At 66.9% G+C, this 23,145-nt stretch carries 19 protein-coding genes, 2 tRNA genes and 1 pseudogene; 11 read left to right on the top strand and 11 right to left on the bottom strand.

Translation table 11 applies throughout. From position 1 onward, the window contains the following. Positions 1-31: 31 nt before the first annotated feature. Complete coding sequence (locus ACE3P6_RS03630) at positions 32-412, top strand: hypothetical protein (RefSeq protein ID WP_374391701.1); 381 nt, start codon at positions 32-34, stop codon at positions 410-412. A 1-nt stretch (position 413) separates the two neighbouring features. On the opposite strand, the gene ACE3P6_RS03625 is transcribed toward ACE3P6_RS03630, so the two are convergent. The 7 genes from ACE3P6_RS03625 to ACE3P6_RS03595 all read right to left on the bottom strand — a co-directional run bounded on the left by ACE3P6_RS03625 (position 414) and on the right by ACE3P6_RS03595 (position 10,586). Then, on the bottom strand, positions 414-2,432 hold the full coding sequence (locus ACE3P6_RS03625) for a BTAD domain-containing putative transcriptional regulator (RefSeq protein ID WP_374391699.1): 2,019 nt from the start codon (positions 2,430-2,432) through the stop codon (positions 414-416). 115 nt (positions 2,433-2,547) lie between these two features. Next, positions 2,548-3,381, bottom strand: coding sequence for an alkaline phosphatase family protein (locus tag ACE3P6_RS03620; protein WP_374391697.1), 834 nt, complete (start codon positions 3,379-3,381; stop codon positions 2,548-2,550). Positions 3,382-3,490: 109 nt separating this feature from the next. Beyond that, complete coding sequence (locus tag ACE3P6_RS03615) at positions 3,491-5,125, bottom strand: ABC transporter ATP-binding protein (RefSeq protein WP_374391696.1); 1,635 nt, start codon at positions 5,123-5,125, stop codon at positions 3,491-3,493. Next, complete coding sequence (locus tag ACE3P6_RS03610) at positions 5,118-5,933, bottom strand: ABC transporter permease (protein ID WP_374391694.1); 816 nt, start codon at positions 5,931-5,933, stop codon at positions 5,118-5,120. Before ACE3P6_RS03610 ends, ACE3P6_RS03615 begins: the two co-directional genes overlap by 8 nt. Continuing rightward, complete coding sequence (locus ACE3P6_RS03605) at positions 5,930-6,886, bottom strand: ABC transporter permease (protein WP_374391692.1); 957 nt, start codon at positions 6,884-6,886, stop codon at positions 5,930-5,932. Before ACE3P6_RS03605 ends, ACE3P6_RS03610 begins: the two co-directional genes overlap by 4 nt. Positions 6,887-6,896: 10 nt before the next feature. Next, positions 6,897-8,492, bottom strand: coding sequence for an ABC transporter substrate-binding protein (locus tag ACE3P6_RS03600; RefSeq protein ID WP_374391691.1), 1,596 nt, complete (start codon positions 8,490-8,492; stop codon positions 6,897-6,899). Between the two features lie 102 nt (positions 8,493-8,594). Beyond that, positions 8,595-10,586 carry a CocE/NonD family hydrolase gene (locus ACE3P6_RS03595; RefSeq protein ID WP_374391689.1) on the bottom strand — a complete coding sequence of 664 codons (1,992 nt, stop codon included), beginning with the start codon at positions 10,584-10,586 and terminating at the stop codon, positions 8,595-8,597. Positions 10,587-10,885: 299 nt separating this feature from the next. On the opposite strand from ACE3P6_RS03595, the gene ACE3P6_RS03590 reads away from it, so the two are divergent. The 5 genes from ACE3P6_RS03590 (at position 10,886) to ACE3P6_RS03570 (ending at position 13,364) form a co-directional block, all read left to right on the top strand. Beyond that, positions 10,886-11,821 carry a pirin family protein gene (locus tag ACE3P6_RS03590; RefSeq protein WP_374391687.1) on the top strand — a complete coding sequence of 312 codons (936 nt, stop codon included), beginning with the start codon at positions 10,886-10,888 and terminating at the stop codon, positions 11,819-11,821. A 59-nt stretch (positions 11,822-11,880) separates the two neighbouring features. After that, a tRNA-Asp gene (locus ACE3P6_RS03585) sits at positions 11,881-11,957 on the top strand. A gap of 283 nt (positions 11,958-12,240) precedes the next feature. Continuing rightward, positions 12,241-12,317 (top strand) — tRNA-Asp (locus ACE3P6_RS03580). Positions 12,318-12,404: 87 nt separating this feature from the next. Then, a complete protein-coding gene (locus ACE3P6_RS03575; RefSeq protein WP_374391685.1) occupies positions 12,405-12,767 on the top strand; it encodes a hypothetical protein in 363 nt (120 codons plus the stop codon). A gap of 339 nt (positions 12,768-13,106) precedes the next feature. Then, a complete protein-coding gene (locus tag ACE3P6_RS03570) occupies positions 13,107-13,364 on the top strand; it encodes a DUF1344 domain-containing protein (RefSeq protein ID WP_374373551.1) in 258 nt (85 codons plus the stop codon). A 117-nt stretch (positions 13,365-13,481) separates the two neighbouring features. Here ACE3P6_RS03570 and ACE3P6_RS03565 read toward each other — a convergent pair whose 3' ends face one another. Both ACE3P6_RS03565 and ACE3P6_RS03560 read right to left on the bottom strand, forming a co-directional pair. Then, a complete protein-coding gene (locus ACE3P6_RS03565) occupies positions 13,482-13,922 on the bottom strand; it encodes an N-acetyltransferase family protein (RefSeq protein WP_374391683.1) in 441 nt (146 codons plus the stop codon). Further along, positions 13,922-15,295 (bottom strand): M20/M25/M40 family metallo-hydrolase, encoded by a 1,374-nt coding sequence (locus ACE3P6_RS03560; protein ID WP_374391681.1) that lies wholly within the window; start codon positions 15,293-15,295, stop codon positions 13,922-13,924. The genes ACE3P6_RS03565 and ACE3P6_RS03560 overlap by 1 nt, the downstream gene beginning before the upstream one ends. A gap of 200 nt (positions 15,296-15,495) precedes the next feature. Here ACE3P6_RS03560 and hemA point away from each other — a divergent pair, with 200 nt between their 5' ends. The 3 genes from hemA (at position 15,496) to ispG (ending at position 19,281) form a co-directional block, all read left to right on the top strand. Further along, positions 15,496-16,728, top strand: coding sequence for a 5-aminolevulinate synthase (gene hemA, locus ACE3P6_RS03555; RefSeq protein ID WP_374391679.1), 1,233 nt, complete (start codon positions 15,496-15,498; stop codon positions 16,726-16,728). 118 nt (positions 16,729-16,846) lie between these two features. Then, positions 16,847-18,076 carry a helix-turn-helix domain-containing protein gene (locus ACE3P6_RS03550; RefSeq protein WP_374391678.1) on the top strand — a complete coding sequence of 410 codons (1,230 nt, stop codon included), beginning with the start codon at positions 16,847-16,849 and terminating at the stop codon, positions 18,074-18,076. 80 nt (positions 18,077-18,156) lie between these two features. Beyond that, positions 18,157-19,281, top strand: a complete 1,125-nt coding sequence (gene ispG, locus ACE3P6_RS03545; protein ID WP_374391676.1) for a flavodoxin-dependent (E)-4-hydroxy-3-methylbut-2-enyl-diphosphate synthase — start codon at positions 18,157-18,159, stop codon at positions 19,279-19,281. Between the two features lie 77 nt (positions 19,282-19,358). On the opposite strand, the gene ACE3P6_RS03540 is transcribed toward ispG, so the two are convergent. After that, on the bottom strand, positions 19,359-20,249 hold the full coding sequence (locus ACE3P6_RS03540) for a LysR family transcriptional regulator (protein ID WP_374391674.1): 891 nt from the start codon (positions 20,247-20,249) through the stop codon (positions 19,359-19,361). Between the two features lie 87 nt (positions 20,250-20,336). Between ACE3P6_RS03540 and ACE3P6_RS03535 the strand changes: the two genes are divergently transcribed. After that, complete coding sequence (locus tag ACE3P6_RS03535) at positions 20,337-21,545, top strand: MFS transporter (protein ID WP_374391673.1); 1,209 nt, start codon at positions 20,337-20,339, stop codon at positions 21,543-21,545. Positions 21,546-21,596: 51 nt separating this feature from the next. Here ACE3P6_RS03535 and ACE3P6_RS03530 read toward each other — a convergent pair whose 3' ends face one another. After that, a complete protein-coding gene (locus tag ACE3P6_RS03530; protein ID WP_374391671.1) occupies positions 21,597-22,367 on the bottom strand; it encodes a DsbA family protein in 771 nt (256 codons plus the stop codon). Positions 22,368-22,577: 210 nt separating this feature from the next. Here ACE3P6_RS03530 and ACE3P6_RS03525 point away from each other — a divergent pair. Next, positions 22,578-23,145: pseudogene (locus tag ACE3P6_RS03525) on the top strand (N-acetylmuramoyl-L-alanine amidase); the annotation flags it as partial.

The following is a 23,145-nucleotide window of genomic DNA, read 5'->3' as shown; positions in this document are numbered from 1 at the left end:
CGACCGGCGACAACAAGGGAGCGAGGGCGGAATGGTAGGGTTCTTCAAGCTGAAAAGCGATGCGCTGGCCGACCAGGTCGCGACGGGCGAGGCGATCATGCGGGTCTCGAAATCGGCCTTCAAGGATACGGCGACCTCGGAATGGAAGAAGTTCAACGACGACACCCGCGGCTGGCTGCATGCCAACGGCTACCGCTATGACGGTCCCGGCGCCGGGCCGGATGGTGAAATCCCCGACAGCGTGGAAATCGTCCCGGTCTACGACACCCCGAACCGGATGCATGTCCGGGTGCCGTGGTCGGGGCTTCTGAAGACCCCGCCGATGGTCGAAGACGAACCCAGCTACGGCGGCCCGCAGAACGTGCGCTTCAAGGTGCTTCTCGCCCGCTACTTCATGCGCCACTGCCGCTAGGTCAGGCGTGTTCCGCCGCCATGTCGCGGGCCAGCCGCAGGCCTTTTTGCAGGCTGAGCCGACCCTCGGGCCAGCAGATCGGCAGGCTGTCGACGACCCAGGTCTCCAGCGCTTCCTCGTCGGGGCTGTTGGGCCCGTCCCACATCTGCCGCGCGATGCGGCGGAAGGTGCGATAGGCCGCCCCGGCCCGGTCGCCCCGGCCCAGATGCGCGAACGAGGCAATCGCCCAGACCCCTAGATCGGGGAAGCCGTCGGGGCATTTCTCGACCGTGGCGATGGTCGTGGCATGATCGCCCGCCATGAAGTGAATCCCGGCCAGATAGGCGGTGTAGTATTCCGGGTAGATCGGGTTCAGCTTCACCGCCTGCGCCGCCAGGTCCTTCGCTTCGTCGGCATGGCCCAGGAACCCGAGGCCACTCGCCGCCGCGATCAGGGTTTCCGCGTCATGCGGGTTCATGTCCACCGCCAGCCGGAAATGCGAATTCGCCCGTTCCGGGGACCGTGCGATGGCCCAGTTCCAGGCCATGCTGATGTGGCAGCGCGGGTCGTAAGGGTCCAGCGCGATGGCCTCGCGCGCGTGCTTGAAGGCCTTGGCGCAGTCGGCCTTGCGGTTGGCATAGCCGGGCCGCACCATGCTCCGGGTGCACAGGACCTGCGCCAGGCTCGCGTGGCTGCCCGCAAGGCCGGGGTCCAGCTCGATGGCCTTCAGGAACATCGCCTCGGCCTCGGCATCCGCTTCCGCCGACCACAGCCGCGACAACTGGTGCCCCTTCAGCCACAGGTCATAGGCGACCGGGTTGCCCGGCGTGCTGCGCGCGTGGCGCAGCAACGTGATGTGGTTCACCTGCGACGCCAGGTTCGCCGCCACCGCCCCCGCGACCGACGAGCTGATCTCCTGCAACTCGTGTTCCGCGACCGGGAACAGATGCGACCAGACCTCGCTGCCGTCGCGGCAGTCGATCAGCGTGACGAACAGCTTGCCGGTCCCCGTGCGCCAGTCCAGCACGCAGTCCACCGCGAAATCCGCGTCGATGGCGGCACCCACGGCGGTGAAGTCCACGGCGGCGGCGGACTCGAACCCGGCGGACGGCCAGGGGATCACGATCCAGCAACGGAACTTCGACAGGCAGGATTTCGCAAGGAAGGCAAACCCTTCGCCCAGATAGTCCTTGCTGGCGTCCGTATGCCGCGTCAGCGGCGGGCGGATGGTGATCCGCGGCGGGCCGCTGCGGGTCAGTGGCGCGCGGCTCGGCTGGGTCGCCACCGCCGCGCGTGGCAACGACACCTCGCCGCTCTTGATCGCGACCAGCAGCTCCTGCGACGCCTCGCTCGGCTCGCTGTCCAGTTCTTCCGCCAGCGCCTGTTCCAGCAGGCCGAACTGCCGCAAGGCCGCCGACTGGTCGCCCCGAAGCGCGTGGAAGCGCATGACGAACTGATGCGCCAACTCGTGGCTGGGCTCGATCCGCACCAGCTCCTCCGCCACCCGCGTATCTCCGAAGGCATTGGTGGCGATCAGCTTTTCCAGCTCGTCCGTCAGCGCCGTGGTCAGCACCGACCGCAGTTGCGACCGCTCGATCTGCAGCCAGGCCTCGAAGACCGGTGCATTGGGATGCGCTGGCCCGAAGAGCTCGCCCTGCCACAGCGCCGCCGCCGAGAGAAGCGCGTTCTGGTCATGCGCGCTGGTGGTGATCAACTCGCGGAATCGCCGCACGTCCAGATCGAAGGCCGCGGCCTTCAGCGCGACCGAGAAGCGGTCCGCCTCGACCAGATCCTCATCCTCCGGCCCCAGCACCTCGCGCAATTCGCGCAGCGCCTGCCGCAGGCTCGACCGCGCCAAAGCTTCCGGGGCGGGGTCCCACAACAGCGAGGCCAGCTGTTCCCGGTTCATCCGCTGGCCGGGGGACAACAGAAGCAGCCCCAGCAGGCAGCGCGCCTTGCGCGTCTTGAACGCGACCTCCTCGCCCGTTGCGATGCGGGCGACCCGGCACGAGCCCAGGAGATCGACGTGAAACCGGAACATGCAGGAGGTCCCCCAAAACCTCGGCCCCAGCTTGCACAAGGCGCCGGGGGCTTTCAACAGGCGAGCGACACTCTGTCCTGCACAATCCTGCGGTTGTGGCCTCGGGGCAGCGCGATCACGCGGTGAGGAAGGGCTTCGCCGTCATCGAGTCGGGCACCGGCACGCCCATCCGCGCCAGGATCGACGGGGCAAGCGCCAGTTGATCCAGAACTTCATCTTCGCCCGGCAAGCCACTGTCGCCAAAGTAGTAAAACGCAAAGTCGCGCTGATCCTCGCCGGTCCCGCCATGATGCCCGCGCGCATCCTGCCCGTGGTCGGCGGTGACGATCACCTCATAGCCCGCCTGCCGCCAGCGGTGGAGGAACGGCGCCAGCACCCCGTCCAGATGGTAGCAGGCGTGATCCATCTCCTCGCAGTCATGGAAGAAGCGGTGCCCCATGCTGTCCAGCGTGCAGGTGTGCAGGATGCCGTAGTCGATCCCCTTGACCTCGCACAGCCGCGTGAGCGTCCCGAACAGGTCGTAGTCCGACGGCGTCATCTGGTTCGCGCGGCCATAGCCATGCATGGTGTGGAACCGCCCGTGGGTGATCGGCCCCTCCGGCTCGTCGTATTCGATGTCGCGCACCACGTCGAAGGGCGCGCGGTTGAAGAACTCCGACCAGTAGCTGTGCGTGACGGCCCCGGTCTTCTTCCCCGCCTTCGTCAGCTCGCTGAACACATCGGGAAACTCCAGCCGCCGGATGCCCGCATTGTCCCAGATGCCGTGCTTCTGCGGCGGGACCCCGGTGTGGATCGAGGCATAGCAGGAGGCCGAGGTCGAGGGCAGCACCGCCCGCATCCGCCGCACCTGGGCTTGGCCCTGTTCGACCCAGCCTTCCAGGTTGCCGAACAGCCGCCGCCAGTTCCGGTACGGCACCCCGTCCAGGATGATGAGAAGAAGTTTGGTCATGTCTGAAGTTCGCCTCACATATATCTGTCAGAAAACGGAATTTTCGAAAATTCCGCTTCGGAGCCTTCAAAGGCTCCGGTCCGATTTCTTCGAAGAAATCGGCGCCCGGTCAATTCCCCGCGCTCTCCATCCTGCGATGCGCGATCACCTGTTCCAGCCAGCCCAGTTCCATCTCCGGCACCGAAGACAAGAGCAGATCGGTGTAGTCGTCGAAGGGCGGGGTCAGCACGTCCGACTTCTGCCCGTAGCGCACCACCGCGCCCTTGAACATCACCGCGATCTTGTCGGCGATGGCCTTCACCGTCGCCAGGTCATGCGTGATGAAGAGATAGGCCACCCCCGCCTCGGCCTGCAGGTTCAGCAGAAGCTTCAGGATGCCGTCCGCCACCAGCGGGTCCAGCGCCGAAGTCACCTCGTCGCAGATGATGAGCCGTGGCTTTGCCGCCAGCGCCCGCGCGATGCAGACCCGCTGCTTCTGCCCGCCCGACAGTTCCGCCGGATAGCGCTCGGCAAAGCCCTTGCCCATCTCGATCTGGTCCAAAAGCTCCTGCACCCGCCGGTCCCGCTCGGCCCCCTTGAGGCCGAAGTAGAACTCCAAAGGCCGCCCGATGATCGTGCCCACCGTCTGCCGCGGGTTCATCGCGGTATCGGCCATCTGGTAGATCATCTGGATCTCGCGCAGGTCGTCCTTCGTGCGTCCCGCCAGGTCCGCCGACAAGGACCGCCCGGCAAAGGTGATCCGTCCCTGCGATGGTGGCAACAGCCCGGTGATCGCGCGGGCCAGCGTCGACTTGCCCGATCCGCTTTCCCCCACCACCGCCAAAGTCTGCCCGGCGGGAAGGTCGACCGAGACGTTCTTCAGCACATCGAAGTTCGTCCCCCGATAGCGCGCGGTGATGTTCTGCACCTGCAGGACGGGCGGGGCAGGGGCTTTCTCGCTATGGTCCAGCCCCCGGACCGACACCAGCGCGCGGGTATAGTCCTGCGTTGGCGCATGGATCACCTGCCCGGTCTCGCCCAGTTCCACCATCCGGCCGTGGCGCAGCACCATGATCTCGTCGGCCACCTGCGCCACCACGGCAAGGTCGTGGGTGATATACAGCGCCGCGACATGGGTATCCCGGATCGCCTCCTTGATCGCGGCCAGCACGTCGATCTGCGTGGTCACGTCCAGCGCGGTCGTCGGTTCGTCGAAGATCACCAGGTCGGGCTTCGGGCACAAGGCCATCGCCGTCATGCAGCGCTGCAGCTGCCCGCCCGAAACCTGGTGCGGATAGCGGTTGCCGATCGTGTCAGGGTTCGGCAGGCCCAGCTTCCTGAACAGCCCGCGTGCCCGCGCCTCGGCTTCCGTCTTGCTGCACAGTCCATGCGACAGGCAGGACTCGATCACCTGCTCCATGATCTGCTTCGCCGGGTTGAAGCTGGCCGCCGCCGACTGCGAGACGTAGGTGACCTCTCGCCCCCGAAGCGCCCGCAGCTCGCGGTGCGAGGCCAGCCGGATTTCCCGCTCGTTCAGGTGGATCGTGCCCCCGGTCAGCCGCACCCCGCCGCGCCCGTAGGACATGGCAGAGAGGCCGATGGTCGACTTTCCCGCGCCGGATTCGCCGATCAGCCCCAGAACGCGGCCTTTCTGCAGGGTCAGGTCCACCCCATGCACCAGCGTCACGTTCTTCGGCGGCTCGCCCGGCGGGTAGGAGGTGGCCTCGATCACCAGGCCCTTGATCTGAAGCAATGGTTCAGCCACCGCGGCCTCCCTTCAGGCTGGAGGTGCGGGTCAGGATCCAGTCCGCCACCAGGTTCACGCTGATCGCCAGCGCGGCAATCGCGGCGGCGGGCAGGAGGGCGGCGGATTTGCCGTAGATCAGCCCGTCCTTGTTTTCCTTCACCATCCCGCCCCAGTCGGCCAGCGGCGGCTGCACCCCAAGGCCCAGGAACGACAGGGTCGAGATGAACAGGACCGCGAAGATGAAGCGCAGCCCGAATTCGGCGACCAGCGGCGACAGGGCATTCGGCAGGATCTCGCGGAAGATGATCCAGCCGCCCTTCTCACCCCGCAGCTTCGCCGCTTCGACATAATCCATGACGGCGATGTCGACGGCGACCGCGCGGGACAGGCGGAAGACGCGGGTCGAATCGAGAATGCCCATGACCAGGATCAGCACGGTCAGGTTCAACGGCAGGACCGACAGCAGGACCAGCGCCACGATCAGCGAGGGGACCGCCATCACCAGGTCGACGATCCGCGACAGGATCTGGTCGACCCAGCCACCCTTGACCGCCGCCAGAAAGCCAAGGAAGGCCCCCAGCGAGAAGGCGAGGATCGAAGAGGCCAGCGCCACGAAGATGGTGACCTGCGCGCCATAGATCAGCCGGCTCAGGATATCCCGGCCGATGGTGTCGGTGCCCAGCCAATGCGCGGCAGACCAGCCTTCCCACTGGCCGCCGCTGCTGTCGTCGATCGGGTAGGGCGCGATCCAGTAGCCAAAGACCGCGATGAACAGAAAGGTCCCGGTCAGGACCAGTCCGATGAGGGCGGAAAGCGGAAGCCTCATTTCGGATGCCTCAGTCGCGGGTTGGCCAGGATGCCGATGATGTCGGCCAGCATGTTCAGGAAGATGTAGACCGCGGCAAAGATCAGCCCCACCGCCTGCACCACCGGCAGGTCGCGCTTGGTCACATGGTCGACCAGGTACTGCCCCAGCGCGTTATAGCCGAACACCACCTCGACCACGACGACGCCGACGACAAGGTAGGCCAGGTTCAGCATCACCACGCTGACGACCGGCGCGATGGCGTTCGGGAAAGCGTGCTTCCAGATGATCGTCATCGGCGACAGGCCCTTCAGCTCCGCCGTCTCGATATAGGCCGACTGCATCACGTTCAGGATCGCCGCCCGCGTCATCCGCATCATGTGGGCCAGCACCACCAGCACCAGCACGATCACCGGAAGGGCGACGGCGTGCAGCTTCTCCCAGAAGCCCATGCCGGGAAAGACCATCGCGACCGGCTGGAAGATCGGCACCAGTTGGGTAAGGAGATAGATCACGAAATAGGCCGCGACGAATTCCGGCAGGCTGATCGTGGTCAGCGTGATGCCCGAGATCAGCTTGTCCGGCCATTTCCCGGCATAGCGCGCGGCGATCAGGCCCAAGAGGATCGCCAGCGGCACCGCGATGACGGCGGCGCACCCGGCCAGGAACAGCGTGTTGCCCAGACGCTGCCCGATGGCTTCGGCAATATCGGCGCCGTTGGTCAGCGCATGGCCCAGGTCGCCGGTCAGGATACCGCCGAGCCACTGGAAATAGCGCGTCAGCGGCGGCTGGTTCAGCCCCATCTTCTCGCGCAGGTTCGCCAGCGCTTCGGGCGTGGCCGACTGGCCAAGGATCGCCTGCGCGGTATCACCCGGCAGCGCCTCGACGCCAAGGAAGATCACCGCCGACACCGCCAGAAGCAGCAGGAGGCCCAGCGCAACGCGCTGGACCACGAGTTTCAGGATCGGATGCACCGGCCCGGCCTCAGGCCAGCCAGCACTTGACCTGGGCGCGCCCGTTCATCAGCTCGCCGTTCGGATCGTCGACCCAACCCGCGATGGCGTCGCTGACCCCGGCCACGAAGTCGTTGAACATCGGCAGGATCAAGCCACCCTCGTCGCGGACGATATGCGCCATCTCCGAATACTCGGCCTTGCGCTTGGCCTCGTCCAGCTCGCCCCGCGCGGCAAGCAAAAGCTCGTCGAAGCGGGCGTTCTTGAACTTTGTGTCGTTCCAGTCGGCGGTCGACAGGTAGGCGGTCGAGTACATCTGGTCCTGCACCGGACGTCCGCCCCAGTAGCTCGCGCAGAAGGGCTCGACGTTCCAGACGTTCGACCAGTAGCCGTCGTCGGGCTCCAGCTTGACCTGCAGCGGGATGCCCGCCGCATTCGCGCTGGCCGCGAACAGGTTCGCCGCATCCACCGCGCCGGGGAAGGCGCCCGGAGCCGTGCGCAGGATGATCGGGCTGCCGTCGTGTCCCGAGGCCTTGTAGTGCTCCGCCGCCTTGGCCGGATCGAAGGTGCGCTGCTCGATCGTGTTGTCGAACAGCGGATAGGCCGCGTTGATCGGGAAGTCGTTGCCGACCGACCCAAGCCCGCCGAGGATCTTCTGCACCATCTCCTCGCGGTTGATCGCAAGTTTCAGGGCCATCCGCATGTCGTTGTTGTCGAAGGGCGCCTTGTCGCAATGCATGATGAAGACATAGTGCCCGCGACCGGCGACGGCCTTGATCTGCACGCCGGCGACACCCTTCAGCAGTTCCACGATCTTCGGGTCGACCCGGTTGATCATGTGGATCTGGCCCGATTGCAGCGCGGCGGTCCGGGCCGTGTTGTCGTTGATCACCAGGATTTCGATCTCGTCGGCATGGCCGATGGTGGAATCGAAATAGTTGGCGTGCTTCTTGAAGGTGTGGCGCACGCCGGGTTCGTTCACGACGACCTGGTAGGGCCCCGCCCCGATCCCCGCCGCCGGATTGTCCACCCCGCCGCCGGGCTGGATCATCAGGTGATAGTCGGCCATCAGGTAGGGCAGGTCGGCGTTCGCCGCATTCAGCTTCAGCGTGACCATGTCACCCTCGGCCTTCATGTCGGTGATGCCCTGCACGATCCCCAGCGCGCCCGATTGCGACTTCTCGTCGGTGTGCCGCTTCAGCGTCGCCACCACGTCTTCCGCCGTCACCGTGCCGCCACCGTGATATTCCACGCCCGAGCGGATCTTGAACTTCCATTCCGTCGCATCCGGCGAGGACGAGACCTCCTCGGCGATGCGCAGGTCAAGCGTGCCATCGGGGTGAACGTCGCACAGCATCTCGCCCCAGGTCATGTTCACCTGGTAGGGCACTTCCGACAGCGCGATCGCCGGGTCGAGGCTGTTCGTCGATTCGCCGCCGGACATGCCAAGCTTGATCACGCCGCCCTTCTTCGGTTCGTCGGCCAGCGCGGCCTTGCCGAACAGCGCCGAGGCGAGGCCCGCCGAAATGCCCATCGCCGTGGTGCGGCCCACGAACTCGCGCCGGGTCATCCGGCCCTTGGCAGCTTGCGCGACCATCCAGTCAAGCTGGTTGTGCTTGTCGTTCATCTTCGTCTCCCTATGTGGTCCCCGTCTTGGGGATTCTTTTATTGACTCGACAATCAATAAACCGCGAACCCTGCCATCCGGCAAACGTTTTTTCGCGGACCGTCACACAAACTTGCGTTCCACCTCCTCGTCCCAGTCGCGCTGGAAGATCACCGTCTCGCCCTCCCAGGCGGTCAGGGTCGCCTGCATCCTCAGATGGGTGACACTCGCAGTCATCACGGTTTCGGCCCGTGTCCTCACCCGCCAGTCGCCGCGCGAAAGCCGCTGTTCCCAGGTGATCCCGGCCCGCGCGGAAAGGGGATCGGCCCCGATCTCCCAGCGCTCGGTGGTGTGTTCGCCGGTGATCAGGCCATGCGACAGGTTCTCCGGGTCGCCCTGGTCGTCCTCGACCACAAGCGCATGACGGCCTGCGATGAGATCCGTCTCGATCCGGCGCGAGGCGCTGCCCGTCCGCAGCAGCCGGTGCTTCCACGGCGCGGCCGTCTCGGCCGGGGGAGGGGTCCATTCCGCCTCGCCCGTGCCCTGGTGGATCGGCAGGTCCAGGCTGGCCGAAGTGATCGCCAGCGTTGCCGCCTCGGGGCTTGGCCAGACGAAGGGCCAGTAGGTCGTCGACAAGGCCAGCCGCAGCCGGTGGCCCGCCGCCACGCGATAGCCCATCTGGTCAAGGCTCAGCGTGATGTCTTCCGGCACGCCGGGCCGCATCGGTTCGGGATGTTCCCGGTCAGCGCGATGGCACAGGTTCAACATGCCATGCGCGATCCGGGTCGAGGACCCATCCGGTGCCACATCGCAAAGCCGGGCGACAAGCACCGCCAGCGGCTTGTCCGACGACAGCCGCAGCGACAGTTTCGCCGCCCCCATCAGCTCCAGCGGGGCCGCCAGCGTTGCGGCGTCAAAGCAGACTGACAGCGCGTCATCCCCCCGCTGGTCGCCCGCCATTTCGGCGTTGAGGCCCATCGGGAAGAACTCGCCCGCCGTCATCCCCAGATGCTGTGGCGTGCAGACGCTGGCTGACAGCGGTCCCGTCACGCCAAGGCCTTCGTCCGACACCATAAGCACCCGGCGGCTGACGCGCGGTGTCGGCCATTCGGCTTCGGCGATCCAGTGTCCGTCGCGATGCACGGCACTGGGGTTCGGCGGCGCGGAATGCAGCATATAGGCGCGGAAGGCGGGGTCAGCCTCGGCCCCGTTCTCCACCCCTTTCAGCCAGCGGTCCCACCATCGGATCGCCAGTTGCAGGAAGCCGATCTTCGGCCCCGGCACGGCGGTATGGGGGTATTGATGCACCCAGGGCCCGATGATCCCCTTCACCGGCCCGCGCGCATTCTCCATCAGCGCGGCGACCGTGTTCATGTAATTGTCGTTCCAGCCGCCGAAGGACAGGACCGGCACGACCATCCGGTCCCAGTCCTCGCAGATCGAGCCGTGCTTCCAATAGGCGTCGCGGCTCTGGTGGCTGGCCCAGCCGGGGGCATGGAAGGGCTGCGCCTCCAGCCGCTTCAGCCAGTCCTCGCGCCAATGGGTGTGCAGCACCGGGTCGCCCGGCCGCGAGCTATAGGACAGCATCACCGAACCCCAGCCGAAGTTTTCGCCCAGAAGCGCGCCGCCCTTGAAGTGGATGTCGTCGGCAAAACGGTCGGTGGTGGAATAGACGCTGATGACGGCCTTCAGCGCCGGGGGTTGCAGGAAGGCGGTCTGCAGGCAATTGAACCCGCCCCAGCTTTTTCCCATCATCCCCACGGTCCCGCTGCACCAGTCCTGCCGGGCCAGCCAGGCGATCACGTCGCAGGCGTCCTGCAACTCCTGCGCGGAATATTCGTCCTCCATCAGCCCTTCGCTGTCGCCGTTGCCCCGTAAGTCGACCCGGACGCAGGCATAGCCGTGGCCCGCCACATAGGGATGCATCAGCTCGTCGCGGGGCAGGGTGCCGTCGCGCTTGCGGTAGGGGATGTATTCCAGCACGGCGGGGACCGGGCGGGTGGCGGCACCCTCCGGCATCCAGACCCGCGCGGAAAGCCGCGTCCCGTCCGGCAGCGGAATGCGCAGGTCCTCGATTTCGGTGATCGCTTCGGGAAAGTTCAGGCGGATGGTCAACTTCGGTCCCTTCCGATTCTCTGTCTCCATCCGATATTATTCGTCCGTGCAATTCAAGAGTCTTGACGCCCGGAGCAGGACAGCGGCGCGATACCTCTTCCTCGTCCATTTGCAGTGGGGGGCGGGCCAGAAGTTAATCAATCCTGAACGTCCGCAGGCAACCTATTGATTCAATGGGCCTGAAAATTCTGTCCACCGTGGACACCCCATGCTGTTCACCCCCGCACATCCTCCGCGCGGACAGATCGGGATGAAATTCCTGCCCCCCGGCTCTACCTTCCCCCCAAAGGAGACAGCCCATGTGGAACCCGCTTCTCGACCCCTCGATCCCGATCGGAAACCAGGTCGACCAGATCGAATCCGTCATCATCCCCCGCGCCCGTGATCTCGGCGGCTTCGAGGTCCGCCGCGCGCTGCCCTCGGCCCAGCGTCAGATGGTCGGCCCCTTCATCTTCTTCGACCAGATGGGCCCGGCCGAGTTCCTGACCGGGGACGGCATCGACGTCCGCCCCCACCCGCATGTGGGCCTCGGGACCGTCACCTATCTTCTGCGGGGTCGCCTTCACCACCGCGACTCCTTGGGCACCGATGCCTGGATCGAACCCGGCGCGGTCAACTGGATGCTGGCGGGGCAGGGGATCACCCATTCAGAGCGGACGGATGGCGAGGCCCGCAAGGCCCCCCTCTCGATGTTCGGCTTGCAAACCTGGCTCGCGCTGCCGAAGGACCGCGAGGACGACACCGCCGGTTTCACCCATCTCGGCCGCGACGCGCTGCCGGAGCTGGAGGGCGAGGGAAAAGAGGTCCGCCTGATCCTCGGCCATGCCTGGGGCGAGAAGGTCGATCTCGCCATGCCCTCCGAGGTCTTCTACGCCGACGCCCGCCTTCAGCCGGGGGCGGCGATCCCGCTGCCCGACGACCACGAGGACCGCGGGGTCTACATCCTGGAGGGCGAGGTCGCGTCCGGCGGGCAGGTCTTCGAGGCCGGGCGGATGCTGGTCTTCCGGCCGGGCGACCGGGTCTCGGTCAAGGCCGGCCCGCAGGGGGCCAGGGTGATGCTCCTCGGCGGCGCCACGATGGACGGGCCGCGCTTCATCTGGTGGAACTTCGTCGCCTCCTCGCGCGAGCGGATCGAGGCGGCCAAGGAAGCCTGGCGTGCGGGGGACTGGCAGCACGGCCGCTTCAAACTGCCTCCGGGCGACGATGGCGAGTTCATCCCCGCCCCTGACCGCTGAAAAACCCGCGCTTCCCCCATTGACGCCCCCGGGGGAAGCGTCTATCCCGCCCTCCACGCGCGGTGGTAGCTCAGTTGGTTAGAGTACCGGCCTGTCACGCCGGGGGTCGCGGGTTCGAGCCCCGTCCACCGCGCCAGCCTTCCCTTCCTTCCAGTGACTGCAGGGATGTCCACGCGGGACAGGCCCTTGGGGTGCAATGATTCCAACGGGTTGGCTGTGGGCGTTCAGCAAGCGTTAGGGCTGATTGACCGATCCGGCCTGCCTTCTCACCCGCCGCCCCCCACCCCAGCCCTCCCCGCGGAGGGGGAGGGAGGCGCTTGTTGCCTGCGTTTGCCAGAGCAGGCTCCGGCACGGGTGCGAGGCCGCGCGTTTCCCGCTTGACGCCCTTCCGACAACCCCGTATCTGCCCCCTCAAGCGCGCGGTGGTAGCTCAGTTGGTTAGAGTACCGGCCTGTCACGCCGGGGGTCGCGGGTTCGAGCCCCGTCCACCGCGCCAGCTTCTCCTGTGAAGGTCATGTTTTCCAACCTCGCCCGACGGGGCGGTGGCGGATATTCCTGCGCCATGATCCCCGGGAGTGCCCAGATGACCCGCTTTGCCTGCCTTGCCATCCTGCTTTGCGCCACCCCGGCCCGGGCCGAAGAAGGGGTGGCGCTGCCCACCGGATTCGACGGCATCTACGCCAGCGAAGGCATGCCCTGCGGCATGGGCGAGCGGATCACGGTGAGGGACGGTACGATCTTCGGCATGGAATGGGGAATGACCGTCACCGACCTGATCGAGTTCCCGGGCGAGCCGGACCGGGTGGAGGTCTCGCTTCTGGTCAGCGGCGGCGGCGAGGACTGGGTCGAGTCGGCAGTGATCCGGCGCGAGTCGGACGGGCAGGGGCAGGTCCTGGTGCTGGACTACCCGGACGGAAACCGGACCATCTGGACGCTGTGTGACTAGGCTCGCGCGCGGCTCGCCCGACTGTGATTTGTTTTGGCGATCAGTGAGGGGGGCAAGCGCGGGCGAAGGACCGGCGGGTTCGGGCAAGGGACTGAAATCCCGTGAGTTGGACCGTCGCCGCCCCTCGGCAGGAAGCCGCCGGTTCCGCAGTGCAGCACAGCCTGTCACGGCGCGGAACCTTGCGGTGAGCCCCCCTTCGCAGACCGGGGCGGGGGGAGTAGCGTCCTGCCATCCCGGCCAGAGCCTGCCGGATGGGAAACCATCGACGCGACAGGCCCGGCGCGCCGGGAAGTGACTGGAACGGAAGGGAAATCCCGTTCCTGAAACAGGAGACGCATCATGCGTTCGAACATTCTGCCCCTGGCCCTGATCGCAAGCCTTGGCCTTGGCACTGCCGTGCTGGCCGCTTCGACCGACACCTCGGGCGTGATCAAGTCGATCGACGCCAAGACGATGACGGTGGTGCTGGAGGATGGCACGACCTATCACCTGCCTGCGGGCTATGACGTGAAGCCGTTCAAGGTCGGCGAGAAGGTCGTGGTGAGCTGGGAGATGAAGGGCACGCTGAAGGAAGCGACCGCGCTGAAGGCAAGCTGACCGCATCGGCAGGACTGGAGACGGGGGCCTTCGGGTCCCCGTTTTCGTTGCGGTGGGCCAAATTCCTTCGAAGGAATTTGCAAAAGTCTTCGAAGACTTTTCGCCCGGCCTGTGCGCCTAGAGGGTCATGCGGTAGCGGATGTGGCCGTCGTTCTCGCAGTACTGGTCATAGAGCCTGCGGGCGGTCTGGTTCTCGATCTCGGTCAGCCAGTAGAGCCTGCGCCAGCCATTCCTGCGCCCGATGGCGATCAGGTCCTCGATCAGCGCGCGGCCAAGGCCCTTGCCCCGCGCCGCTTCCGCAACGAACAGGTCCTCCAGATAGCCGTCGTCGCCCAGCACCCAGGTCGAGGGGTGGTGCTGGTGGATCGCGAAGCCCTGCGGCACGCCATCCAGCACCGCCAGCCGGGCGGTCAGCGCGTTGCCGGGGTCCATCAGCCGCGCCCAGGTGAAGGCGGTGACCTCTTCCGGCAGGGTCAGGCCGTAGCCGTCGCAGAACCCCTGCCAGAGGTGCCGGAAATCCGTTTCGTCCGAAGGTCTTGCGTCGCGAAGTTCAAGCATCACGCGATGCGGGCCAGGATGCGGGCCCAGCTGCGGATGCCCTTGTGGAAGCTTTCCAGGTCGTATTTCTCGTTCGGCGAGTGGATCTGGTCGTCGTCGCGGCCGAAGCCGATCAGCATCGCATCCATGCCGAGGATGGTCTTGAAATAGCCCGCCACCGGGATCGACCCGCCCGAGCCGACGAAGGCGGCGGGGCGGCCCCATTCTTCGGTCAATGCGCCACGGGCGGCTTCGAAGGCCGGGTCGGCGATTTCCATTACCGAGGCCGGGGCGCCGTCGCTGCCACCCTCCCAGACGATCTCGCAATCGGCGGGCATCTGCGCCTTTGCCCATGTCTTGAATGATGCGATGATCTTCTCCGGGTCCTGCCGCGAGACGAGACGGAAGGACACCTTGGCGTGCGCCTCGGAGGGCAGCACGGTCTTGAAGCCTGCGCCATTGTAGCCGCCCCACATGCCGTTGACCTCGGCCGTCGGGCGGGACCAGATCTTCTCCAGCGGCGTGCGGTCCTGCTCGCCCGCGGGGACGGAGAGGCCCACGTCGCCCAGGTAGCCCGCGTGGTCGAAGGCCAGCGCCTGCCATTGGCTCCGCAGCGCGTCGGGCAGTTCGTCGACATCGTCGTAGAAGCCCGGCACCTGCACCCGGCCCTGCGCATCGTGGAGATTCGCCAGCAGCCGCGCCATCAGGTGCAGCGGGTTCTGCGCCAGTCCGCCATACATGCCGGAATGCAGGTCGCGGGCAGCGGCGCGGATGGTGAATTCGGATTTCGCAAGACCCCGCAGCATGGTGGTGATCGCGGGGGTGGCTTCCTCGAACAGCCCGGTGTCGCAGATCAGCGCAAGGTCGCAGCTGAGTTCCTGCCGGTTCGCTTCCAGGAAGGGGACGAGCGAGGGGGAGCCCGATTCCTCCTCGCCCTCCAGGAAGATGGTCAGCTTGGCCGGAAGCGTGCCGTGGACATGTTTCCAGGCGCGGCAGGCCTCGATGAAGGTCATGAGCTGGCCCTTGTCGTCCGACGCGCCACGGGCGCGGATGACCTTGCCTTTCGGCGTGTCCTGCAGTTCCGGGTCGAAGGGGGGGCGGTCCCAAAGCTCCAGCGGGTCAACGGGTTGCACGTCGTAGTGGCCGTAGAAGAGGATATGGCGCTTGCCCTCGCCGCCATGCGCCACCACCATCGGATGCCCGGGCGTCGCCGCCGCGCGGGCCTCGAACCCGAGGCTGGCCAGGTCGGCGGCGAGATGGTCGGCGGTGCGGGCGCAATCGGCCTTGTAGGCGGGATCGGTCGAGATCGAGGGGATGCGCAGCAGCGCCATCAGCCGGTCCAGCGACTGCGGCAGGGTTTCGTCGATGCGGGAAAGGACGGCGTCGAGGGTCATGGCACTCTCCGGGATGTGATCGGGACAGAGCCTAGCAGGCAGGTAGGGACTGTCCAGAGCGGGAGGCTTGCGCTAAGGGGAAAGGGGACCGGGGCCGGAGGGGTGACAATTCGCCCCCTTGGATCGCCGGGACGTTTGACCGAAATCAAGGCACCAAAGCGGTGGGTCGGGCAGAACCGCCGCAAAAGGGACCGAGGCCGATGACCAGATACGACGACGCAATCGACGCCAGCCTGCAACGCCTGCACGACGAGGGACGCTACCGCACCTTCATCGACATTGCCCGCGCGCAGGGGCAATACCCCCATGCGGTGTGGACGAAGCCCGACGGCAGCCAGAAGGACATCACCGTCTGGTGCGGCAACGACTATCTGGGCATGGGCCAGCACCCCGAAGTGCTGGCGGCGATGCACGAGGCGCTGGACGCGACCGGGGCGGGCTCGGGCGGCACGCGGAACATCTCGGGCACCACGGTCTGGCACAAGCGGCTGGAGGCGGAACTGGCCGACCTGCACGGGAAAGAGGCCGCGCTGGTCTTCACCTCGGCCTACATCGCCAACGACGCGACGCTGTCGACGCTGCGGGTGCTGTTCCCCGGCCTGATCATCTATTCCGACGCGCTGAACCATGCCTCGATGATCGAGGGCGTGCGGCGCGGCGGGGGCGAGAAGCGGATCTTCCGGCACAACGACGTGGCCCATCTGCGCGAGCTTCTGGAAAAGGACGATCCCAAGGCGCCGAAGCTGATCGCCTTCGAATCGATCTATTCGATGGACGGCGACTTCGGCCCGATCGGGGAAATCTGCGACCTCGCGGCCGAGTTCGACGCGCTGACCTACCTGGACGAGGTCCATGCCGTCGGCATGTACGGGCCTCGCGGGGCGGGCGTCGCGGAACGTGACGGGCACATGCACCGGATCGACATCGTCAATGGCACGCTGTCGAAGTCCTTCGGCGTCTTCGGCGGCTATATCGCGGGTTCGGCCCGGATGATGGATGCAGTGCGCTCCTACGCGCCGGGGTTCATCTTCACCACCTCGCTGCCGCCCGCCGTGGCGGCGGGTGCCGCGGCCTCCGTGCGCTTCCTGAAGGGCGAGGGTGGCCGCGCCCTGCGCGAGAAGCACCAGGCCCAGGCGAAGATCCTGAAGACCCGGCTCAAGGCGATGGGCCTGCCGATCATCGACCACGGCAGCCATATCGTGCCGGTCCATGTCGGCAACCCGGTGCACTGCAAGATGCTGTCGGACATGCTGCTGGAAGACCACGGCATCTATGTCCAGCCGATCAACTTCCCGACCGTTCCGCGCGGGACGGAACGGCTGCGCTTCACCCCCTCGCCGGTGCATGACACGGGCGAGATCGAGGCGCTGGTCCGGGCGATGGACAAGCTCTGGGCACATTGTGCGCTGAATCGCGCCGAACAGGTCGCCTAAAGCGGCTTGGCCCGTGGAAAAGCCCTTGTCCTGTGATAGGGTTTCGCGAATAGAACACATGTGAGTCGCTGGGGAAGGCGGCCACGATTGAGTAGTGCACCAAGGGGACAGGGCGCTGATGATCGGTTGGAGGTCGAAACCTTCGACAACCGAAGAAGACAAGCCAAAGGGCTTTGATGACTTCGAGTTGCGTCTTGGTGATCTCATGCGCGGCGAAAGGGCCACGCTTGGGAAATCGCTGCTGGATGTCCAGCGCGAGCTGAAGATCAAGGCCACCTACATCGCCGCCATCGAGAACGCCGACCTTTCGGCCTTCGAGACCCCCGGTTTCGTGGCAGGCTATGTCCGCTCCTATGCCCGTTACCTGGCGATGGACCCGGAATGGGCCTTCGAGCGTTTCTGTGCCGAGGCCGGCTACCAGGTTTCGCACGGGCTTTCCGCCGCCGCTTCCCCACAGCAGATCGTCAAGGCGCGGGCGCGGTCGGAATTTTCTGATCCGCTGGGCGACCCGAACGCCAGCTTCATCCCGCGCGGCGAGGCGATCTTCTCGCATATCGAGCCCGGTGCGCTTGGCTCCATCGCCGTGCTGGTCGCGCTGATCGGCGCCATCGGCTATGGTGGCTGGTCGGTGCTGCAGGAAGTGCAGCGCGTGCAGTTGGCCCCGGTCGATGAGGCGCCGACCGTGGTGGCCCAGATCGACCCGCTGGCGAATGCCGGGGCAGCCGCGCCGAACGTCGTGGCCACGCGCCCGGCCGAACCGGCAGCCGAGGCCGTCGCCAGCGCCGAAGGCACCGCGACCGATGACGTGCTGGACCGCCTGTATCGTCCGCAAGCGCTGGACGTGCCGGTCCTGACCTCGCGCGATGGGCCGATTGCCGCGATCAACCCGCGCGATACCGGCGTGCTGGCGCAAGTGGCCGAAACCGATTCCGTCGACGCCGCCATCGACCAGGCGGTCGGCAGCGACGTGCAGGTGATCGCCGATGCCAAGGAAGGCGTCGAGGTCCTGGCCGTGCGCCCGTCCTGGGTGCGGGTCAACGCCGCCGACGGCACCGTGCTGTTCGAGAAGATCCTGGACGCGGGCGAGCGTTATGCCGTGCCGCCGCTGGAAACCGCTGCAGTCTTCCGCACCGGCAATTCCGGGTCGATCTACTTCGTCGTCGATGGCGTTGCCTATGGCCCCGCCGCGCCGGGGGCGCAGATCGCCAAGGATATCCCGCTGTCGCCCGAGGCGCTGACCCAGAGCTTCGCGCAGGCCGATCTGACCAAGGATCAGGACCTGGCGAATTTCGCCACGGCGGATGCCTCGGACGTGGTGCCTGCACCTGCGCCGGACGCGTCGGAGTAAGCCGCGACCCATTGCCGGGGCCCATTGTCCGCGCCTGCCTTGCGGCCTATGTTCGGGCGGCATGTAACGGAGCCTGACCGATGACCCACAATCCCGTCCGCCCCTGGCGCAACATCCAGCGCCGGATGTCGCGGCAGATTCGCGTGGGCAAGGTGCTGGTCGGGGGCGACGCGCCGATCTCGGTGCAGACGATGACCAACACCATCACCTCGGACGTGGCCGCGACCATCGACCAGGTGCAGCGCTGCGCCTTGGCGGGGGCCGACATCGTGCGGATTTCCACGCCGGATGTGGAAAGCACCCGGGCGCTGAAGGAAATCGTCGCCGAAAGCCCGGTGCCGATCGTTGCGGACATCCATTTCCACTACAAGCGCGCGATCGAGGCGGCCGAGGCGGGGGCCGCCTGCCTGCGGATCAACCCCGGCAACATCGGCGATGCGAAACGCGTGGCCGAGGTGGTGCGGGCGGCGAAGGACCACGGTTGCTCCATCCGCATCGGGGTGAACGCGGGGTCGCTGGAGCGGCACCTGCTGGAGAAATACGGCGAGCCTTGCCCCGAGGCGATGGTGGAATCCGGCCTCGACCACATCAAGCTGTTGCAGGACAACGATTTCCACGAGTTCAAGATTTCGGTGAAGGCCAGTGACGTATTCCTCGCCGCCGCCGCCTATCAGCAGCTCGCCGATGCCACCGACGCGCCGATCCATCTGGGGATCACCGAGGCCGGGGGGCTGGTGTCGGGCACGGTGAAATCGGCCATCGGGCTGGGCAACCTTCTGTGGATGGGGATCGGCGATACCATTCGTGTCAGCCTGAGCGCGGACCCGGTGGAAGAGGTGAAGGTCGGCTATGAGATCCTGAAGTCGCTGGGTCTGCGGCACCGGGGGGTGACGATCATCTCCTGCCCCAGCTGCGCACGGCAGGGGTTCGACGTGATCAAGACCGTCGCGGCGCTGGAGGAGCGGCTGGCGCATGTGACGACCAGCATGTCCCTCTCGATCATCGGTTGCGTGGTGAACGGCCCGGGCGAGGCCTTGATGACCGACATCGGCTTCACCGGCGGCGGGGCGGGCAAGGGCATGGTTTACCTCGCCGGCAAGCAGGACCACACGCTGTCGAACGCGGCGATGGTGGACCACATCGTCGGACTGGTCGAGGCGAAGGCCGCCGAGATCGAGGCGGCGGAGAAGCTCGCGGCGGAGTAGGGTGGACGCCTCCTCGTGCGACTTCGTCTTCTCGTCGGAGGGCGGAGCGAGGAGTGACGAAGTCTGCGACGAGCGTCCTAGTCATCCCCGAGTTCGCGCGCCAGATGGTCGATGAAGGCGCGCAGCCTTGCGGTGACGGATTGGGCCGAGGGGTAGACGAAGTAGATCGCCTTGCGTGGCGTGGACCAGTCGGGCAGCACCTGCACCAGCCGTCCGGCAGCGATGTTGGGGCGGGCGACGATGCCGGGCAGGGCGGCGATCCCGGCCCCGGCCAGCACCGCGTCGCGGACCGCCAGATGCGAGCCGAGGCGCAGGGGCGGGTCGTGCGGGATGACCACCTCTTCGCTGCCGTTCTGCAAGGGCAGGCCACCGGGCCAGGGCGCGGCAAGCCCGACGAACGGGACCTGCCGCAGATCCTCGGGGCGCGTCAGCTTGTCCAGACCGGGCAGGTCGGGACTGGCGACCAGCATCGCCTGGCCGTGCAGCAGGCGACGGGCGACCTGGCTGGAATCCTCCAGCGGCCCGAAGCGGATGCAGCCGTCGAAGCCTTCCTCCAGCAGGTCCGGTGCGCGGTCGAGGAAATGCACCTCCAACGTGACGTCGGGATAAAGGCGGCGGAACCCGGCGGCGATGGTGCCGATCAGCGTGTTGCCAATGGATTGCGGCACCGCCAGCCGCAGATGCCCGCGCGGGGTGCCACCGGATTCGCCAAGCGCGCGCCGGATATCCTCGGCCTCGCCCAGAAGCCGGTCGGCGCGGGCGGCAAGAACCTCGCCTTCCTGCGTGGGGCGCAGGGTGCGGGTGGAGCGTTCGATGAGCCGGACACCGAGATGCGCCTCAAGATCGGCGACGCGCTTGGAGAGGGTGGATTTCGGCACCCGCAGGGCAAGGGCGGCGGCGGAGAACGACCCCTCGCGCAGGACGGTGCGAAAGCCGCGGAGGGCGGAGAGGTCGAGATCATTGTCCATGATTCTGGACACACCTTGCAAGAATGGCTGCCTTGTCCATGATGGTGGAATACCGCATCTTCGGCAAGACAAATCGAGGGATGCGAGATGAGCGAGACACGCGAAGCGCCGCCAGGCCGGGCGGTGACAGGGGCGGTTCTGGGGCTGGCGTCGATGACGATCATGGCCAATGCCACGGTCGCCTCGTCGCTGCCGGGGCTGCGGGAGCATTATGCCGCCGTCCCGCATATCGACACGCTGGCCGGGCTGATCGTGACGCTGCCCTCGCTCGCCATCGTGCTGTCCGCAGGCCTGATGGGCGTGCTGATCGACCGCTGGGACCGGCAGAAGCTGTTGCTGCTGACGGCGGGGCTTTATGCCATCGGCGGCACCTCGGGTCTCTGGGCGGAAAGCCTGTGGGGGATGCTGGCCGGTCGGCTGGCGCTGGGGCTGGGCGTGGCGGGGACGATGAACCTGGGGATGACCTGGGCCAGCGACCTGTGGCAGGGCCCGGCGCGGGCGCGGTTCCTGGGGATGCAGGGCGCGGCGATCTCGGGCGCGGGGATCGTCTTCATGCTGCTCGGGGGCCTTTTGGCCAGCTATCACTGGCGCGGCGCCTTCGCGGTCTACGGGCTGATCCTGCCCATCGCCGCACTGGCCTTCCTTGCGCTTGGCCCCCATGCCCGCCGGATCGCGGCAGAGCGGGACCGACCGCGAGCGGTGCAGACCACGGCCGACCGCTTCCCCTGGGCCGCCTATGCCTTCATCGCGCCCTTGGCCTTCCTGTTCCAGACCGCCTTCTACGTCACGCCCACCCGGCTCCCGTTCCATCTGCAGGCGCTGGGGGTGACAAGCCCGCTGGTCGTGGGTGCGCTGATGGCGGCGCTCGTCACCGTCTCGGCCCCGGTCGCGCTGATGTATGGCCGCATCCGGGCGCGGCTGAGCGCGATGACGATCTTCGGGCTGTCCTTCGTACTGATCGGCCTTGGTTTCCTGGCCCATGCCACGGCCTCGGACTGGCGCGGCGTGCTGCTGGGGTCGCTGATCGCGGGGCTCGGGATGGGGATCTCGATGCCGAACTATACGACATGGTTCATGGAACGGGTGCCCGCGTCGATGCGGGGGCGGGCGTCGGGCCTGCTGACCACCGCTTTCTTCCTCGGCCAGTTCGCGTCGCCCCTGGTGTCGGCCCCGCTGGTCGCCTGGTTCGGATTGCCGGGCACCTTCGCGACGGTCGGCATGGCGCTGCTGACGCTGGGCGTCGGCCTATGGGTCGTCCATGCGGTGCGACCGGAACCCTCGGCCATCGAGGCATGATGCGAAGGGGCGGCCAGCGAGGCCGCCCTTTCCGGTTGCCGGACCAGCAGCCTAGCCGTCCGACCGCGCGTCCTTGACGAAGTCCTGCATCGTCTCCAGCGGCGCATAGCCGCGCAGCACGGTATCCTTCAGCACGAAAGCCGGAGTGCCGGTGATCTCCATCTTCTCGGCCAGCGCGTAGTTCGCGGCGATCACCGCCTGCACCTCGGGCGCACCCATCCGGTCGAGAATCGGCTTTGGGTCAAGGCCCAGATCGGTGGCCACCCGCGCCAGTGTTTCGGGGGTGGGTTCGCCGCGCAGGGTCATCAGCGCGTCATGCGCACGGCCGTAGGCCTCGTCGCCATGCAACTGTCGCAGCGCGATGGCGAATTGCGCCGACAGGGTCGATGCCTCGCCCAGGATCGGGAATTCCTTGACCACGAAGCGGATGTTGCCGTCGGTCTTGATCAGCTGATCGACCTCGGAATAGGCCTTGCGGCAGTAGCCGCAGCGATAGTCCATGAACTCCACCAGCGTGATGTCGCCCTGCGGGTTGCCGCCGACCCAGTCGTTCGCATTGGCGAAGATGGTGTCGCTGTTCGTGGTGATGAACTGGCTGTCGCGCGCCAGCGCCGCGTCCTCTTCGCGCTTCTGCAGCACGTCCATCGCCTCGATCAGCACTTCCGGGTGATCGAGGAGATAGGCCCGCACCTCGTCGCGGAAGGCCTTGCGCTCGGCCTCGGACATCGTGCTGGCCGAAGCCGGGTCGGTCTTGGACAGGTCTTCGGCAAAGGCGGGAAGGCTGGCAAGGCCGGCGATCAGGCCGAGGGCGAGGCGGGTCATGCGGTCTCCATTGCGGGCCGCAGGCTTGGCGGCGCGCGGCAGGATAGGGGCGGGGTCCGGGCAAGACAAGCCGCTCGCCGTTTCGTGATGCGGGGCTATCCTCCGCGTTCGACGTCGTTCCTCGTCGGAGGGAACCCGAGAGCAGAAGCCTTGCGCTTTCGGCACCCTGCGGGAATTTACAAAGCCCGATCAAGCGGGGATAAGGCGGCGATGACCTTGCTCCGCCCGCTTCTCATGCTGCTCTTGCTTGCCTTGTCGGCTGCGGCACAGGATTTGTCGGCGCTTGCCAAGGTGAACCCGCTGCGGTCGGGCATCGTCGCGCTGGCGGATGGCGGGCTGGAGCTGAAGGTGGCGCTCAGCCAGCCGGTGCCCTGGCGGCTTCGGTTGATGGACAACCCGCCGCGCCTCGTGATCGACGCGCGCGAGATCGACTGGCGCGGGGTCGAGGCGCTGGCAGTGGTGCGGCCGGGCGTCAGCTTGCGGGCCGGGGCCTTCCGACCGGGCTGGTCGAGGCTGGTCATGGAACTGGCCGGCCCGCTGAAGGTGGAGCGCGCCGAGATGGTCACCGGCGACGATCCGCGGATCGAACTGGTTCTGGCGCCGACCGACGCGGCCAGTTTCGCGCGTGAGGCGGCGCGACCGGACTTGCCGGACTGGGCCTTGCCCGAGGCCGCCGAACTGCCGCCGCCACGGAAGGAAGGGAGCGGCCCGCTGGTCGTGGTGCTTGACCCCGGTCATGGCGGGATCGACCCCGGCGCCGAGCGTGAGGGTCAAAGCG

Origin of the sequence: Tabrizicola sp. (assembly GCF_041911175.1) — a bacterium.
In the GTDB taxonomy this organism is placed as follows: domain Bacteria; phylum Pseudomonadota; class Alphaproteobacteria; order Rhodobacterales; family Rhodobacteraceae; genus Tabrizicola.
This window is presented reverse-complemented; position numbering and strand designations above follow the sequence as displayed.

Bases quoted from the DNA above. Each gene is read 5' to 3' on its own strand.
- ACE3P6_RS03620 (WP_374391697.1), bottom strand. From the start codon at position 3,381: ATGACCAAACTTCTTCTCATCATCCTGGACGGGGTGCCGTACCGGAAC.
- ACE3P6_RS03625 (WP_374391699.1), bottom strand. From the start codon at position 2,432: ATGTTCCGGTTTCACGTCGATCTCCTGGGCTCGTGCCGGGTCGCCCGC.
- ACE3P6_RS03590 (WP_374391687.1), top strand. From the start codon at position 10,886: ATGTGGAACCCGCTTCTCGACCCCTCGATCCCGATCGGAAACCAGGTC.
- ACE3P6_RS03630 (WP_374391701.1), top strand. From the start codon at position 32: ATGGTAGGGTTCTTCAAGCTGAAAAGCGATGCGCTGGCCGACCAGGTC.
- ACE3P6_RS03565 (WP_374391683.1), bottom strand. From the start codon at position 13,922: ATGCTTGAACTTCGCGACGCAAGACCTTCGGACGAAACGGATTTCCGG.
- ACE3P6_RS03610 (WP_374391694.1), bottom strand. From the start codon at position 5,933: ATGAGGCTTCCGCTTTCCGCCCTCATCGGACTGGTCCTGACCGGGACC.
- ACE3P6_RS03570 (WP_374373551.1), top strand. From the start codon at position 13,107: ATGCGTTCGAACATTCTGCCCCTGGCCCTGATCGCAAGCCTTGGCCTT.
- ACE3P6_RS03575 (WP_374391685.1), top strand. From the start codon at position 12,405: ATGACCCGCTTTGCCTGCCTTGCCATCCTGCTTTGCGCCACCCCGGCC.
- ACE3P6_RS03550 (WP_374391678.1), top strand. From the start codon at position 16,847: ATGATCGGTTGGAGGTCGAAACCTTCGACAACCGAAGAAGACAAGCCA.
- ACE3P6_RS03540 (WP_374391674.1), bottom strand. From the start codon at position 20,249: ATGGACAATGATCTCGACCTCTCCGCCCTCCGCGGCTTTCGCACCGTC.
- ACE3P6_RS03535 (WP_374391673.1), top strand. From the start codon at position 20,337: ATGAGCGAGACACGCGAAGCGCCGCCAGGCCGGGCGGTGACAGGGGCG.
- hemA (WP_374391679.1), top strand. From the start codon at position 15,496: ATGACCAGATACGACGACGCAATCGACGCCAGCCTGCAACGCCTGCAC.
- ACE3P6_RS03600 (WP_374391691.1), bottom strand. From the start codon at position 8,492: ATGAACGACAAGCACAACCAGCTTGACTGGATGGTCGCGCAAGCTGCC.
- ispG (WP_374391676.1), top strand. From the start codon at position 18,157: ATGACCCACAATCCCGTCCGCCCCTGGCGCAACATCCAGCGCCGGATG.
- ACE3P6_RS03530 (WP_374391671.1), bottom strand. From the start codon at position 22,367: ATGACCCGCCTCGCCCTCGGCCTGATCGCCGGCCTTGCCAGCCTTCCC.
- ACE3P6_RS03560 (WP_374391681.1), bottom strand. From the start codon at position 15,295: ATGACCCTCGACGCCGTCCTTTCCCGCATCGACGAAACCCTGCCGCAG.